Here is a 14455-nt window from a genome sequence, read left to right as displayed (position 1 = left end):
GTCGGTCCGGCAGAAGGACCCGGCGATGACCGCCGCCCGCAAGTTATCGATCTGGGTCTATCAGATTGGAGTGATTCGGCGAGGCCCTGACCTCCAGACGCACACGGAGTCGATGGACTACCTCGGTCGGCTCGGGTTCAAGGTCAATCCAGCCTCCCGATCGGTATCTGATCTCGATGGCGTCAAAGCCTTCGTCAACGAGGCCGATCAAAGTCGACACAACCGTGACTATCAAACCGATGGAGTTGTGATCAAAGCCGACCTCCTGGCGGACCAGCAGCAGGCCGGATTCACTGCCAGGGCTCCGCGCTGGGCCATCGCCTACAAGTTCCCACCCGAGGAACAGACCACCATCTTGCGTGACATCGCCATCAACGTCGGGCGCACCGGGGCGGTGACTCCCTTCGCCGTGCTTGAACCGGTGTTTGTTGGCGGAGCCAATGTCGGCATGGCCACGCTGCACAACGCCGATCAGGTAAAGGCCAAAGGGGTCCTCATCGGTGACACGGTGGTGGTCCGTCGGGCCGGGGACGTCATCCCTGAGGTGGTCGGCCCGGTTCCCTCGCTTCGCACGGGCAACGAGACCGAATGGACCATGCCGGCCGAATGCCCATTTTGTGGATACGCCATCGTCAAGCCCGAAGGCGAAGCCGTCGCCCGCTGCACAGGTGGCCTGGTATGTCCGAGTCGCCTGCGAGAGTGGCTGGCGTACTTCGCAGGCCGATCCGCCATGGACATCGATGGCATGGGCTACAAAACCATCCAGTTGCTCATCGACCGTCAACTCATCGAAGGTCCGGCCGGGATCTTCATGCTCAAACGGGATGACTTCGCCGACATCGACGGCTGGGGTGACGTCTCGATCAGCAACCTCATGTCCGGCATAGAAGCAGCCCGCGACCGGCCACTCGCCCGGCTGATCATCGCACTCGGGATCCGCCATGTCGGACCGGCGGCGGCAAAGGAATTTGCCAGGACCTACCGCGATATCGATCGTCTCATGAACGCGAGTGAGGAAGAACTGTCCGGGTTGGAGGGCATTGGCCCCAAGATTGCTGCGGCCTGGGTTGAATGGGCATCGCAACCGGAGAACCGGGAACTGATCGAGGCGTTTCGGAAGGGAGGCGTGCGACTCACTGACCCTGAGCCCGAAGGCGGGACCAGCGATCTTCTGGCAGGCTTGACCTTCGTCATTACCGGGACCCTGGAGGGCATGAGCCGCGACGAAGCCAAAGCCAGGCTCGAAGCGGCCAGCGCCAAGGTCACGAGCTCGGTATCCAAAAAGACGACGGCGTTGCTGGCCGGGTCGGCGGCCGGTTCAAAACTCGCCAAAGCCGAGGAGCTCGGAGTCCCGGTCATCGACGAGGCTATCTTTGAGCGGCTTCTATTGGAAGGCCCGGGCGTGCTCGGATCATGAAACGAACCAGGGTTGTTCTCATCACCGTTCTGGCCTTGGTCGTTGCGGCGTGCGCCGGCACCGCGACCACAACAACAACGATGAACATTGACGGCGTGCCCCCAGGCACCAGCGCCTCCGGTGACGCCGGTACGTCAGATCTCGTCCCGGGAGCACCTGGCGCCACCATCCCGGGCACCAGTGTTCCAGAAGAGGCCAGCCCGCCAGGCGTCATCGAAACCTTTGCCGATCTCGGAGCCGATCACCTGTCAGACGCCGAAGCAGCCGGTGTGATCAACGGGACGGTCGCCGCGCCGGAGTACAACTCTGTTCCACCTACCTCAGGGACCCACACGCCGGCCTGGGCGCAGTGTGGGATTTATCGTCAGCTGATTCCCGACGCTGTCCAGGTGCATTCCCTTGAACACGGTGCCGTCATCATTCAATACACGCCGGGATGGGACCCGGCCGATATCGAGGTACTCGAGAGTTTCGCGCGGGATAAGGCAAGCCACATCGTCGTCGCCCCCTACGAAGGGCTTGCAACGCCAATTGTGCTCACGGCCTGGACCGTACGCCTGCAATTAACGAATCTCGATCTCGACGCGATTGAAGAGTTCTGGTTGGATTATGCCAACGAGGGGACCGAGCGGGTGCCGTGCCCGCTCGAGATCGACGAGGCCGAAGCTGCCCGTGCCTGAATCCGGGGTGTCTATCCAACCCGGAACGAGAACTCGTAGACACCCGGGTCGGGGATGCCCAGCTTTGTGTCCCAAACGATCCGGACCCGCTGCTGTCCGGGCTGCCATTCACTGAGCAGGGATCCCTGGGCGGACGGCCGCCATGAGTACTGACCGGTTGCTTCGATGACGACGATCTCCGATTCGGGAACCCGCACCCAGTTGGCGCTCAGGTCGCCCGAGCCCCGATAGTCGATCCAGATCTCAACCCGATAATCAACTGGAACGTCAACCTCAATTGAGGTTTGCCGGGGTACCTGGCTGTCGGGCTCGGGTCGGAGGCCTTCAAGGACTTCGGGCCGACTGGCCTCTGACGTGGTGGCGCTGGTCAGCGCCCACCCGATTCCCATCACACCTAGAAGCAGCATGGCCAGGCCTATGTACACAAGGCGATATTGTCGGTCCGTCATCACCGGCGAGTCTAAAGGGGTCCGGCCTCAACCAGGTCGGCGGGCGGCTAGCGTGGCGGCGATGCGGATCAACCCGGTTTTGGCGGCCCTGGGCTCGTACCCGATGGCCCAACTTCAAGACAAAGCTCGCCAGCTTCGCGCCGACGGAGCACCCCTCATCGACTTCTCGATCGGGGACCCCCGCGAACCAACCCCGCCGGCCATCCGCCAGGCGATACGGGCAGCCATCCCGGAGATCTCCCAGTATCCGACTACCGCCGGTTTGCCAGAGACCCGCCAGGCGATTGCCGATTACGTACGTCGACGGTTTGGCGTCACGGTCGATCCCGACACCCAGATCATCCCAACGTCCGGTTCCAAGGAGGCGATCTTCTCGACGCCGCTGGCCTTCGTGGATCGATCGGCCGGCGACATCGTCATTCAGGCTACGCCCGGTTATCCGGTGTACGAACGAGGTGCCCTCCTGGCCGGAGCCGACGTTCACACCGTCATCCTTGATGGTGACTTTGTGTTCCGGGCCGAACAGGTACCCGATGATGTGTGGGCACGGGCTTCCATGGTGTGGATCAACAACCCGCACAATCCGACCGGTTCGGTGATGACGAAGGCCGATCTACGCGAATTCAGCGCAAAAGCGCTCATGTCGGACACCTGGCTGTTCGCAGATGAGTGTTACGTGGACCTTTACGAAGGGACCCCACCGATGTCGATTCTCGAGGTCGCCGATGCGAACCAAACCGGAGTCCTGTCCTTCCTGAGCCTGTCGAAGCGTTCGGGCATGACCGGCTATCGGGCGGCTGCCATCGTCGGCGACGCCCAGGCGATCTCTCTGCTCAAGTCGCTTCGGTCGACGGTAGGTACTGCATCCCCCGAATTTGTCCAGGCGGCCGCCCAGGTGGCGTGGTCCGATGATGAACATGTGGCACCCCGACGAGAAACGTTCGCGACCAAACGGTCAATTCTGCGAGATGTATTCGAGGACCTTGGGTACGAAGCGATCGCCTCGCGCGCCGGCTTGTATCTGTGGGTGCGGGTACCCGACGGGACTGACGATATGGCGGTTGCCGCCCGGCTTCTCGAATCCCACGTGGTGGTTTCGCCAGGACGGGTATTTGGCCACGGGGGAGAGGGCTACCTACGGTTGGCTCTTGTACCGACGATCGAAGAATGCAAAGCAGCCGTGAAAGTGGTGACCGAATGTCTGACCGCCAGTTAATCGAAGCCGCCTATGCGGACTCTGCCCTCATCAACGACGCCCGCCAGGCCGTCGAACGGACGATCGCGCTCCTTGATCGGGGCGAGATCCGGGTCGCCGAGAAGACCAACGGATCCTGGATCGTGAATGAGTGGATAAAAGAAGCCATCTTGGTGTACTTCCGCATGACCGAACTCCATGAGATGCAGGCGGGACCGTTCACCTATTACGACAAGATCCCAACCAAAACGGACCTGGCCGCCCAGGGGGTGCGGGTCGTCCCGCCGGGCACGGTGCGGTACGGCGCCTTTTGTGAGCCGGGCGTGGTTGTCATGCCCGGATACGTCAACATTGGCGCGTACGTTGGCTCTGGAACCATGGTCGACACCTGGGCAACGGTCGGATCGTGTGCCCAGATCGGAAAAGACGTCCATATCGCCGGAGGGGTTGGAATCGGTGGGGTGCTCGAACCGCCCAATGCTCGACCCGTCATTATCGGGGACGGTGCGTTCATTGGCAGTCGCTGCATTGTTACCGAAGGTGCCATGATCGGCGATGGAGCCATCCTCGGTGCCAATACGACCCTGACCGCTTCGATACCGATCTACGACATGACGACATCGGCCAAAACCGAATACCGTGGCGAGATCCCGGCGCGAGCCGTCGTCGTGCAAGGAAGCCGGCCCCGGGAGTTCGAAGGGGGAACCGCTTACCTGCAATGCGCCTACATCATCGGATATCGGTCCGAGGAAACGGACAAGAAGGTAAGTTTGAACGACGCCTTGCGGACCTTTGGAGTGAGCGTATGACGGACTTGCTCGACACGCTGATCTGGTTGGTCGACGTTCGATCGGAAATCGGCCAGGAAGAGCAGATTTGCAATGAGATCGAGGGCCGCTTTTCGGCAACCTACACCCACGATGAGATCACCCGGATAGGTAACGGGCTCGTTGTCGGGCGCTGCGTCGGGAATCCGCTCATCCTGCTGGTCGGCCACATCGATACCGTTCCCCATCAGGGCCAACCTGCGGCCTATGTCGCCGACGAGCGACTCCACGGCCTTGGCGCTTCCGACATGAAGAGCGGAGTGGCGGTAATGATCCACCTGCTCGAGGATCCGGCTGTCATCGACGGACCGTATGACGTTGTCGGGGTTTTCTATGACAAGGAGGAAGGCCCCATCGCCGACAATCAGTTGGGGACGATCCTTGATGCGGTTCCGTTCCTCACCGACGCTGAGTTCGGCATCGTGCTCGAACCAACCGACCTCAATCTGGAGTTGGGATGCAACGGAGCCATGAACGCCCTCGTGAAGTTCTATGGCCGGTCGGCACATAGCGCCCGACCGTGGCTGGGGGAGAACGCCATCACCAAGGCCGCCCCGTTGCTCGCCAAGTTCGCGGCTCGTGAGCCAAAACCCACCAACCATGGCGGTCTTGACTTTCTGGAGGTGATGAGCCCAACCCTTGCCAAAGGCGGAGTAAGCCGCAACGTGATCCCGGCCTACTTCGAGTTCAACGTTTCGTACCGATTTCCCCCGACGTTGAGTCTTGAGGAAGCCGAAGAACACCTGCGGGCGTTCTGCGAGGAGGCTGATGAGATAGAGGTCACCGACCGAGCCCTGGCGGCTCCGGTGCCCCAAGACAACCCTCACATGGATCGGTTGGCAGCGATCACCCAGGCCCCCAGAGCGCCCAAACAGGGCTGGACCGACGTGGCTCGCCTTGCCGAGTATGGAATAGCCGCCATCAATTACGGTCCGGGCGAGGTCGCAATGGCTCATCAATTGGCCGAATCGGTCCCGATTGAGCATCTGCCAGTGGCGTTCGGTCACCTCCGCAAGTTTCTGACGGAGTAGCTATGACAACGATCGCACCGTATGGAGCCTGGGATTCACCACTGACCGCCCGCCTGTTGACCGAAGCAGGAGTTGGACTCGCAGGAGCGGCCATGATCGGCGACGTCCTCTTCTGGGCTGAGAACCGGCCAACCGAAAACGGACGTACCGCCCTGGTTCGGCGTGATCCCGACGGAACGATGCGCGACGTGACTCCCGAAGGGTTCAACGCCCGGACCCGGATTCATGAATACGGTGGCGGTGCCATCGGAATCGACGGTGACATCATCCTGGCTGTCTCCTTCGAAGATCAGCGGATCTACCGCCTCGACCAGGCTGATCCGGTCCCGCTGACTCCTGAGCCGGATCTTCCCGCCGGTGCACGATACGCCGATTTTGCGTTTCATGGCGACCTGGTCATTTGTGTTCGCGAACTTCACCAGACCGATCGTGAACCCGTGAACGAACTGGTGGTGTTTCCGCTCGACGGCGGCGCTTCACCGGCGGCGATCGTCACCGGCCATGACTTTTTCTCCAATCCTCGCGTGAGCCCTGATGGAACCCAGCTCGCCTGGCTGGCTTGGGATCATCCTCGTATGCCGTGGGACGGGACCGAACTGTATGTGGCCGATCTGACGGTTGACGGTTCCGTCGCCAATGCCCGCCTAGTTGCGGGACATTCCACGGAATCGATCTTCCAGCCAGAGTGGTCGGCAGATGGTCTTCTCCACTTTGTGTCAGATCGGACTGGTTGGTGGAACCTGTACCGTCGCGAATCGGACGGCTTGTCCACCGCCTTGCACGATGCCGAGATGGAGTTCGGCCATCCCCAATGGGTGTTTGGCATGAGCCGATACGCCTTCCTCCCGGACGGTGGGATCGTCGCCATCTATCAGGAGAACGGTTGGTTCCGGCTCGGCGTCATTGACGATGCAGGGATGCGGAGCGTTGCGCTTGACCGAACCGACCTGGCCCCATCGATCTCGGTTGGAAGCGGCAAGGTTTGGCTGGTGGGCAGCAGCCCGACGCTTCCCGATGCGGTGTTCGGCGTCGATGTCGATACCGGCGAAGTGGAGATTGTCAAACAGGCACTGTCTGTCGATTTCGATCCGGCCCTGTTCTCGGTGCCAGAAACGATTACGTTTCCCACCACTGACGATGCGGTGGCACACGCCTTCTACTATCCGCCGACCAATCCTGATTTCGAGGCGCCTAATGGGGATCTGCCGCCGCTAGTCGTTATGTCACACGGGGGCCCGACTTCGGCGACCACCGCCGGGTTCCGCCTCGAGAAGCAGTATTGGACGAGCCGGGGGTTTGGTGTCGTTGACGTGAACTATCGGGGCTCGACCGGTTACGGCAGGGCGTATCGCAACGCGCTCGGCGGCCGATGGGGCATCGTCGACACCGACGACTGCATCGCCGCCGCCAACTTTCTCGTGACCCGGGGTGAGGTCGACCCCGATCGGTTGACCATCCGGGGCGGTTCCGCCGGCGGCTACACGACCCTGTGTGCGCTGACGTTTCATGACGTCTTCGCAGCGGGGGCTTCCTACTTCGGGGTGGCCGACTGCGCGGCGCTCGCTGAGCACACCCACAAGTTCGAATCCCGATACCTTGACGGACTGATCGGGCCGTACCCGCAGGCCGAAGCGCTCTATCGCGAGCGATCACCCGTCTATCACACTGATCAACTGTCGGCGCCCATGCTCATTCTCCAGGGTCTCGACGATAAGGTCGTGCCGCCCGATCAGGCCGAGCAGATGGTCTCGGCCCTCAAAGACAAAGGCATCCCGCACGCGTACGTTGCGATCCCCGGCGAGGGGCACGGATTTCGAGTGGCGGCCAATCAGATCCTCGCGTTGGAGTCCGAGTTGTCGTTCTACGCCTGGGCGTTCGGGTTCGTGCCGGCCGGCGATATCCCACCCGTCGAGATCGTTCGCTAGTCAATGGGCAAGCTGGTCGGGGCCTTGGTCGTCGCCACCGGCGGCTTCACCGCGTATGGCCTGGCAGTGGACAGTCCGTTCGTGTGGATCTACGTCCCCATCACGATTGTCCTGGCGATCGCCGTCTTCTTCATGCACCGCTCGGTGCAGCTGTCGATGTCGAGCCTGTGGTGGCTGGTGGCCGTGGCGGTCGGCAACCTGGCAGGTGGGATCTATCTCATTGACGGCCAACCCTTGTACGTGAAACATCTCGTCGGTGACATCCGCTACGACAAGCCGTTCCACACACTGGCCACCGCTATCGCCGCCTGGGCGGCCTATGAGGTTGTCGCCAAATGGGCGGCCGGCCGGGCGAGTCGTCCGGCCATCGCCGTGGCTGCGGTGCTCATCGCTGCGGGACTGGGAGCTCTAGTGGAGATCGTCGAATTTGTCGGCTCGATTGTCATCGAAAACGCCAACGTCGGAGATTACGGAGACACCATGCTCGACCTGGTTGTCAACACCGCCGGCGCCGCCACAGCCGTGATAATCCAAGACCGGCGCCGCCAGGGGGCATCCTCCGGCTAGGTCACCGTCCGATCAGTAGTCGGCGAGTTCTCGGATGGCCGCTTCGATCTTGCCGGCGTTGGGACGGTAGGCGTCTTCGAGCGGTGGACTAAATGGAACCGGGGTGTCGAGCCCTCCAATCCGAATGATCGGGGCGTCGAGCGACTCGAATGCCTCTTCGGCGATCAGCGCGGCTACCTCGGCTCCCACACCGACCATCCGGTTGGCGGCGTGGACGACGACGACTTTTCCGGTTTTGATCGCCGCCTCGAGGATTGCTTCGGTGTCGAGTGGTTTCAGGGTTCTGAGATCGAGGACCGCAACATCGATCCCGTCCGCCGCCACAATCTCGGCCGCTTCGAGAGCGGTGTGGACCTGAGTGCCATAGGCGATGACGGTGACATCCGTTCCCGACCGCCGAACGGCAGCCTTCCCGATCTCGGTGACGTGTTCACCGCCGGGAACGTCGCCCTTGATCGACCGATAGAGCGGTTTCGCCTCGAAGTAGATGACCGGGTTGTCGTCGCGAATCGCCGCTGCCAGCAAACCCTTGGCATCGGCGGGAGTCGAGGGGGCCACTACCTTGAGTCCGGGGGTGTGAACGAACCAGGCCTCCGGGTTCTGACTATGGAACGGCCCGGATCGTATTCCCCCATCTGAGGGCGCCCTGATCACCCACGGCACCTTGCCGATGCCCCGGTAATGGGACGTGGCGGCGAACTGGACAATGGAATCGAATCCTGACGAGATGAAATCGGCGAACTGCATTTCGACGACCGGTCGTAGTCCCATGAGTGCCATCCCGTTGGCCATACCGGTGAACGACAACTCGGCAATCGGCGTGTTGATTACCCGTCGGTCTCCGAACTTGGCAGCCAAACCTTTGGTCACCTTGAAGGCGCCGCCGAAGTCGCCACCGACATCTTCGCCCATGACCAGAACGTTTTCGTCACGATCCATCTCAACGAACAACGCCTCGGTGATGGCCTCCAGGTAGGTCAGCGTGCGGTCGTCCGCGGCGTGCTGGAGAGTGTCGGAGAATCCGAAATTGTCGCTCATGCGAAAACCCCTTCACTGACCGATTCGGGGTTCGGAAGCGGAGCGGCTTCGGCAACTCGAACGGCGGCCGCGATTTCGGTGGCCGCCGCCTGGTCGAGGGCGTCCAGATCCGTCTCAGGAACCCCACTGTTGATGAGTCTTGTTCGGAACATGCGAACCGGGTCACGGCTTTCCCACTCGGCCAGCAACGCTTCGGGAACGTATTCGGCCCCGTCGTGAATGGCATGTCCGAGCATACGCATGGTGCGCGCCTCGATGACCGAAGGGCCGCCTCCTGCCCGAGCTCGTTCCACCGCATCGGTGGTGGCGGCATGGACGGCCTCGACGTCGTTGCCGTCGACCGTGGTGGCAGCCAACCCATATCCCGGCAATCGGCCGGCGATGTCAGCGACTTTCATTTCCTGACTGAGTGGTGTGGAGTAGGCGTACTGGTTGTTTTCGATGATGAGGACAAACGGAGCGTTGTACAACGCTGCCATATTGAGAGATTCGTGGAAGGCGCCCGAGCATGATCCGCCGTCACCCACAAACGTCATCGCTACCCGCGGTTCGTCCCGGTATCGGAACGCCATGGCCGCCCCGAGCGCAGTCGGTATCGCCTGGGGGATGTGAGAGATGAATCCGATGATGTTCAGATCGAGATCGCCCAATCCGTGCAGGTTTGAATCTCGCCCACCACTCACGCCCATCTGGCGGCCGAGCAGATTGCCGAAAATTCGCTCCGGGGTCATGCCACGCAGCAGGTACGTCCCGAGATCCCGATGCATGGGGGCTACCACATCGTCGGGACCGAGGGCCAAGCCCGCCCCAACCGAAACCGCTTCATGGCCCCGTTCCGAGAACGTGCCGCCGATGCCCCTGCCCTGCTTCCACATCGCTACCATGGTCTCGTCGAACGTGCGGGTGAGTGTCATCCACCGGTAGGCAGTCAAGCGTATTGTTTCGTTCATTACTTCGGAATCTACTTGCTTCGACCCTGGCGGGTAGGATGCCGACGCCGGCGGGTGCCTACTGCCGGAGATCGATGAGGAGTGCTGTGAGCGAAGATTCGTTGGTCCAAAGAGCTTTTACCACGATCCTGGCTCATCTGGTGGAAACCGGTCGCGCTCCACATTACGGTGAACTCGCGGACGCCCTCGACATCAGCATGGAGCAAGCCCGTGAGGTGCAGCGAGGCGCCGTGGCGGCGGCGCCGATTGCGGGCTACTGGTTGGCACACGATACCGACCATATTGAATCCTGGGCACCATTTAGCAACGTTCCTACCCAATATCTGATTAGTGTCGGTGGCGTCCAGAAGTGGTACGGCCAGTGAGGCATGGAAGCGCTGGCCGTGCGCTGGCTTTTTCCCGGGCAGGAGGTTCTGATTGAGTCTCGGTGCCTCGACTGTGGTGAGCTGATCCGAATTCGGACCCGAGATAACGACGTCCTCGAGATCGATCCGGCCACGGCGGTCGGATACATGCCGTCGCCTTTCGCTACGTCGAGGGCAGGGACCGGGGCGTTCAACTGAAGTCGCATGAACCTCTTCCGGTCGGAAGAGCATCTCAAAAGATGGCTCCACTACTTCCACGCCGTCGGCGATTATGTGTTGCCGGTTAGTGATTGGGCGGTGGTTTTCAGCTCCTCAATGTTCCGGAGACGACTCGATCCCGACTATCTCTCCCAGGCCTCGGCGTATCTGGAGGACTATCGGCAAGCGCTCCGAGCCAAAGGAAAAGCGATGCCTGCGCCTGACCGGATTCTGTCCACAGTCATGTTCACAGACATTGTGGATTCGACAAAGCTGGCTGCCCGAATTGGCGACAGCGAATGGCGAAAACTGCTCAAACGTCACGACGACATTGCTCGAAGCCAGATCGATCATTTTGGTGGTCGGGTGATCAAACACACGGGCGATGGGTTCTTGTCCACTTTCAAAAGTCCCGCTCGGGCGATTCGATGCGCTACTGCCATCGGTCGGGCTATGCCCGACCTCGGGCTAGAGGTACGGGCGGGAATCCATTCCGGCGAATGCGAGGTCATTGGCGAGGACCTCGGTGGCATTGCTGTCCACATCGGTGCCCGAATCGGAGCTCTGGCGGGCCCTGGCGAAGTGCTTGTGTCGGGAACCGTTAAGGATGCTGTGACTGGATCAAATGTGACGTTCGACGATCGTGGACTCTATGAGTTGAAAGGCGTGCCAGGCTCCTGGCAGCTGTATGTCGTCTCGTCGTGATCAGCAAGAAATCAGTGCCCGGAGGTAACAGGACCGTCGCCGGTCCCGCCGATTCCGCGCCCCTGCTTCCACATCGGCACCATGGTCTCGTCGAACGTGCGGGTGAGTGTCATCCACCGGTAGGCATTCAGGCGCAACGTTTCGTTCATGTCTTCGAATCTACCCGGGCAGATTCCCGAGAACCTGGCTTAGTGCTGACCGCCATTGCGACCTGGCCCCATTGCGACTAGTTGGAGAAACCGTGCAAGAACGAACTGAGGTTGGTGCCGAGCGCGTCGGTGAGGTAGCCGCCTTCTTGCACCATCACCGTCGGCAGGTTGAGTTTGGCAATCCGATTAGCAATGCGGCCGAAGCCTTCGGTGGTGATCGTCATACCCTGAAACGGGTCTTTTTCGTGGGCGTCGAGGCCCAGGGCGATCACGAGCGCACCCGGAGTGAACGCCTCTATTCGACCGATTGCGCCATCCAGAGCTTTGAGATAGTTGTCGTCGCCGGTACCCCGGGGGAGGGCCAGATTGAGGTTGGAGCCGAGGCCGGATCCTTCGCCACGTTCGTTGGTGTAGCCCCAAAAGAAGGGATAGAAGCGGACCGGATCGGCGTGTATCGAAACCGTCAAGACGTCCGAGCGGTCGTAGAAAATGTTCTGGGTTCCGTTGCCATGATGCACGTCGACGTCAAGGATGGCGACCCGCGGGTGTTGCGATCGCAGCACCTGGGCAGCGATGGCGGTGTTGTTCAAGTAGCAGAATCCCCCTGCCTGGTCTTTCGTGGCGTGGTGGCCCGGGGGTCGGGCGAGTGCATAGCTGGCATCGGCCCCGCCGATAACGTCAAGGGCGGCGTGAACGGCGCTGTTGGCGCTCCACCTGGCGCTCTCCCAGGTGTCGGCGGTGATGGGGGCCGCCCCGTCGAAGACGTGATAGCCAACCTGTCCGACCGCCGACGCCGGGTAGCCGCAGTCGCGTCGGTCGGGATGAATATTCGGAATGACGTCTTCGGAGGCGTCCGGGATCCGCTTCCATCTTGTGTGGATGTTTTGCAGGAAGTGCAAATACTCGGCCGAATGCACCGCCGAGATCGGGTCGAGGCCGTAGTCGGGTGGCCGCTCCAGGGTCAGACCGCTGCCGATGGCCGCCGCCAGCAGGCGCTCGGCACGTTCAGGGACTTCGGGATTTGCCTCGCTGGCACCCGACGAAAGGATCAGTTTCGGTGAGTGCTTCTTTTGTTCTTCGGCAAAAATGACGTTCATGGGTTCTCCGCGAGCTGTGCGAATGCGAGACCGTCGGCCTCGAAGATTCGTTCTTCGTCTGACGCCACGAGGCCGATGTGATCATAGAACTGCACGGCGATGCCATTGTCTGTCGCCACTGACAATCGTAGGTGGGTGGCGCCTTTCCCGAGTGCCACCCTGGCTGTCTCGTGGATCAACCGCCGTCCGAGACCCGAACCGCGAGCTTGTTCGGCAACGACCAGATCTTGGATGTACACGCCCAGTTCGCCTCGCCACGATGAGAAGGTGTAGAAGAACAGCGACAGGCCAATTACCTGACCGACCTGCTCGGCAATGAGCGCCTGGAACGCCACTGGTTCCGAAAATCCGGACCGCAGAAAGTCGGTGGGGGTACTGGTGATCTTTCCCGTGTGACCGGTCGATTCGGCAAGATGCAGGATGAGAGCGTGTATGTCATCAACATCGGACGCCACTGCCGGCCGGATCACCGGGTCAGCGAGGGTGTCACCGCCCTTCAAAAGTTCACCTGGTCTGGTCCCTTCAGGCCCAACATCTGGCGGGCTTCGCTCGGCGAGGCAATTTCGTATCCGAGTTCTTCAAGGATCGTTCGGATCTTGACGACCTGCTCGGCATTGCTGGCGGCCAGCTTGCCCCGACCGATGAGCAGGCTGTCTTCAAGGCCGACCCGAACGTTGCCACCGAGGATTGCCCCGATCGTGGCAAGCGGGATCTGGTGCCGGCCGGCAGCCAGAACGGAAAAGCGGTAGTTGTCGCCGAGGAGTCGATCGGCGGTGGCTTTCATGTGCATGAGGTTTTCGGGGCAGGCGTCGATGCCGCCCAGCACTCCGAGTACGAATTGCACAAAGACGGGCTTCTTGATGAGTCCTTCGCGTAAGTAGAAGGCCAAGGTCTGGATCTGGCCCACGTCGTAACACTCGAATTCGAAGCGGGTCCCGTGCTGGTTGCCAAGTTGATCAAAAATGGATTCGATGTCGGCGAACGTGTTTTTGAACACGACTTCTTTGGTGGCGTCAAGGAGCTTTGGCTCCCAGTCGAACTTCCAATCCGAATAGCGTTCCTTCATGGGGAACAGGCCGAAATTCATCGAACCCATGTTCAGCGAGGCCATTTCAGGCCGGGCAACCAGCGGGGCGGCCAACCGCTCATCAAGTGTCATGAGGGAGCTACCACCGGTTGTGATGTTGATGACGGCGTCGCACTGCTCTTTGATGCGCGGAAGGAACTGCATGAACACATTCGGGTCGGCCGTTGGTTGGCCAGTCTCCGGATTACGAGCATGCAGATGCAGAATGGCTGCACCGGCGTTGGCAGCCGCTACCGCTTGGGTGGTGATCTCCTCAGGCGTTATCGGCAGGTGGGGGCTCATGGTGGGCGTGTGGATCGAGCCGGTGACGGCGCAGGTGATGATTACTTTCTCAGCCATGGTTTGCTCAGCTTCCGTTCACGGGCAGGCCGGAAGTGGAAGCAAATGCGTCCAGGCTCTCAACCAGCAGTTGCATGATTTCGTCGAGTTGGTCGTCGGTCACGATCAGTGGTGGGCAGACCATGAAGTGATCCCCGACAGTCCCGCCCCTTGTGCGGCGCGAATAGATAATGAGCCCGCGTTTGTACGCCTCCTCGACCAGCGCCGTATGTGCGGCCACCCCGGCAGGAAGTGGTTCCATCGACTGGCGGTCAGCCACGAGTTCGAACGCCAACAACAAACCCTTACCGCGAACATCACCGATGAACGGGTAGCGGTCCATCAGCGACACGAGCCGGGCCGAGAGCTTGGCGCCTTTGTCGGCAGCGTTCTCGATAAGGCCGTTTTGCGTCAGTTCGTTGAGCACGGCCAGGCCAGCAGAACAGGCGAGCGGATT

General features: G+C 61.1%; 18 protein-coding genes. 10 read left to right on the top strand and 8 right to left on the bottom strand.

Annotation, left to right across the window (positions count from 1 at the left end; all coding sequences use genetic code 11):
- Together ligA and JJE47_09430 are read left to right on the top strand one after the other, a co-directional pair.
- On the top strand, positions 1-1417 hold a 1417-nt coding region (gene ligA / locus JJE47_09435; GenBank protein MBK5267642.1), incomplete at its 5' end, for an NAD-dependent DNA ligase LigA.
- Positions 1414-2097 (top strand): DUF3105 domain-containing protein, encoded by a 684-nt coding sequence (locus JJE47_09430; GenBank protein MBK5267641.1) that lies wholly within the window; start codon positions 1414-1416, stop codon positions 2095-2097. The genes ligA and JJE47_09430, both read left to right, overlap by 4 nt.
- 11 nt (positions 2098-2108) lie before the next feature.
- On the opposite strand, the gene JJE47_09425 is transcribed toward JJE47_09430, so the two are convergent.
- Positions 2109-2546 carry a hypothetical protein gene (locus JJE47_09425; GenBank protein MBK5267640.1) on the bottom strand — a complete coding sequence of 146 codons (438 nt, stop codon included), beginning with the start codon at positions 2544-2546 and terminating at the stop codon, positions 2109-2111.
- Positions 2547-2607: 61 nt separating this feature from the next.
- On the opposite strand from JJE47_09425, the gene JJE47_09420 reads away from it, so the two are divergent.
- From JJE47_09420 to JJE47_09400, 5 genes are read left to right on the top strand one after another with little or no spacing between them, the layout of a single operon-like run.
- A complete protein-coding gene (locus tag JJE47_09420) occupies positions 2608-3762 on the top strand; it encodes an aminotransferase class I/II-fold pyridoxal phosphate-dependent enzyme (protein ID MBK5267639.1) in 1155 nt (384 codons plus the stop codon).
- Positions 3744-4550: a 2,3,4,5-tetrahydropyridine-2,6-dicarboxylate N-succinyltransferase gene (locus JJE47_09415; protein ID MBK5267638.1), complete on the top strand. Its 807-nt coding sequence runs from the start codon at positions 3744-3746 to the stop codon at positions 4548-4550. The genes JJE47_09420 and JJE47_09415 overlap by 19 nt, the downstream gene beginning before the upstream one ends.
- Positions 4547-5599 carry a succinyl-diaminopimelate desuccinylase gene (dapE, locus tag JJE47_09410; protein ID MBK5267637.1) on the top strand — a complete coding sequence of 351 codons (1053 nt, stop codon included), beginning with the start codon at positions 4547-4549 and terminating at the stop codon, positions 5597-5599. The genes JJE47_09415 and dapE overlap by 4 nt, the downstream gene beginning before the upstream one ends.
- A gap of 2 nt (positions 5600-5601) precedes the next feature.
- Positions 5602-7524, top strand: a complete 1923-nt coding sequence (locus JJE47_09405) for a S9 family peptidase (protein MBK5267636.1) — start codon at positions 5602-5604, stop codon at positions 7522-7524.
- A 3-nt stretch (positions 7525-7527) separates the two neighbouring features.
- Entirely contained in the window at positions 7528-8091 is a 564-nt protein-coding gene (locus tag JJE47_09400) for a DUF2238 domain-containing protein (protein MBK5267635.1), read from the top strand.
- Positions 8092-8103: 12 nt separating this feature from the next.
- On the opposite strand, the gene JJE47_09395 is transcribed toward JJE47_09400, so the two are convergent.
- A complete protein-coding gene (locus tag JJE47_09395) occupies positions 8104-9129 on the bottom strand; it encodes an alpha-ketoacid dehydrogenase subunit beta (protein MBK5267634.1) in 1026 nt (341 codons plus the stop codon).
- Positions 9126-10079 carry a thiamine pyrophosphate-dependent dehydrogenase E1 component subunit alpha gene (locus JJE47_09390; protein ID MBK5267633.1) on the bottom strand — a complete coding sequence of 318 codons (954 nt, stop codon included), beginning with the start codon at positions 10077-10079 and terminating at the stop codon, positions 9126-9128. Before JJE47_09390 ends, JJE47_09395 begins: the two co-directional genes overlap by 4 nt.
- Positions 10080-10165: 86 nt before the next feature.
- On the opposite strand from JJE47_09390, the gene JJE47_09385 reads away from it, so the two are divergent.
- From JJE47_09385 to JJE47_09375, 3 genes are read left to right on the top strand one after another with little or no spacing between them, the layout of a single operon-like run.
- A complete protein-coding gene (locus JJE47_09385; GenBank protein ID MBK5267632.1) occupies positions 10166-10444 on the top strand; it encodes a hypothetical protein in 279 nt (92 codons plus the stop codon).
- Between the two features lie 18 nt (positions 10445-10462).
- Positions 10463-10642, top strand: coding sequence for a hypothetical protein (locus JJE47_09380; protein ID MBK5267631.1), 180 nt, complete (start codon positions 10463-10465; stop codon positions 10640-10642).
- Between the two features lie 6 nt (positions 10643-10648).
- Entirely contained in the window at positions 10649-11347 is a 699-nt protein-coding gene (locus JJE47_09375; GenBank protein MBK5267630.1) for an adenylate/guanylate cyclase domain-containing protein, read from the top strand.
- Positions 11348-11358: 11 nt separating this feature from the next.
- On the opposite strand, the gene JJE47_09370 is transcribed toward JJE47_09375, so the two are convergent.
- The 5 genes from JJE47_09370 to JJE47_09350 all read right to left on the bottom strand — a co-directional run.
- Positions 11359-11496: a hypothetical protein gene (locus JJE47_09370; GenBank protein ID MBK5267629.1), complete on the bottom strand. Its 138-nt coding sequence runs from the start codon at positions 11494-11496 to the stop codon at positions 11359-11361.
- 77 nt (positions 11497-11573) lie between these two features.
- The gene (locus JJE47_09365) at positions 11574-12593 is read right to left on the bottom strand and encodes a histone deacetylase family protein (GenBank protein ID MBK5267628.1); all 1020 of its coding nucleotides are present in this window, start codon (positions 12591-12593) and stop codon (positions 11574-11576) included.
- The gene (locus JJE47_09360; GenBank protein ID MBK5267627.1) at positions 12590-13093 is read right to left on the bottom strand and encodes a GNAT family N-acetyltransferase; all 504 of its coding nucleotides are present in this window, start codon (positions 13091-13093) and stop codon (positions 12590-12592) included. The genes JJE47_09365 and JJE47_09360 overlap by 4 nt, the downstream gene beginning before the upstream one ends.
- The gene (locus JJE47_09355; protein MBK5267626.1) at positions 13090-14019 is read right to left on the bottom strand and encodes a 3-keto-5-aminohexanoate cleavage protein; all 930 of its coding nucleotides are present in this window, start codon (positions 14017-14019) and stop codon (positions 13090-13092) included. The genes JJE47_09360 and JJE47_09355 overlap by 4 nt, the downstream gene beginning before the upstream one ends.
- Before the next feature lie 7 nt (positions 14020-14026).
- Positions 14027-14455: aminotransferase class III-fold pyridoxal phosphate-dependent enzyme (locus tag JJE47_09350; protein MBK5267625.1), on the bottom strand; the 429-nt coding region annotated here is incomplete at its 5' end.

The sequence above is a fragment of the Acidimicrobiia bacterium genome, assembly GCA_016650365.1.
GTDB lineage: Bacteria > Actinomycetota > Acidimicrobiia > Spongiisociales > JAENVV01 > JAENVV01.
The sequence above is the reverse complement of the archived record's forward strand: the minus strand, read 5'-3'. Positions and strand labels throughout refer to the sequence as shown.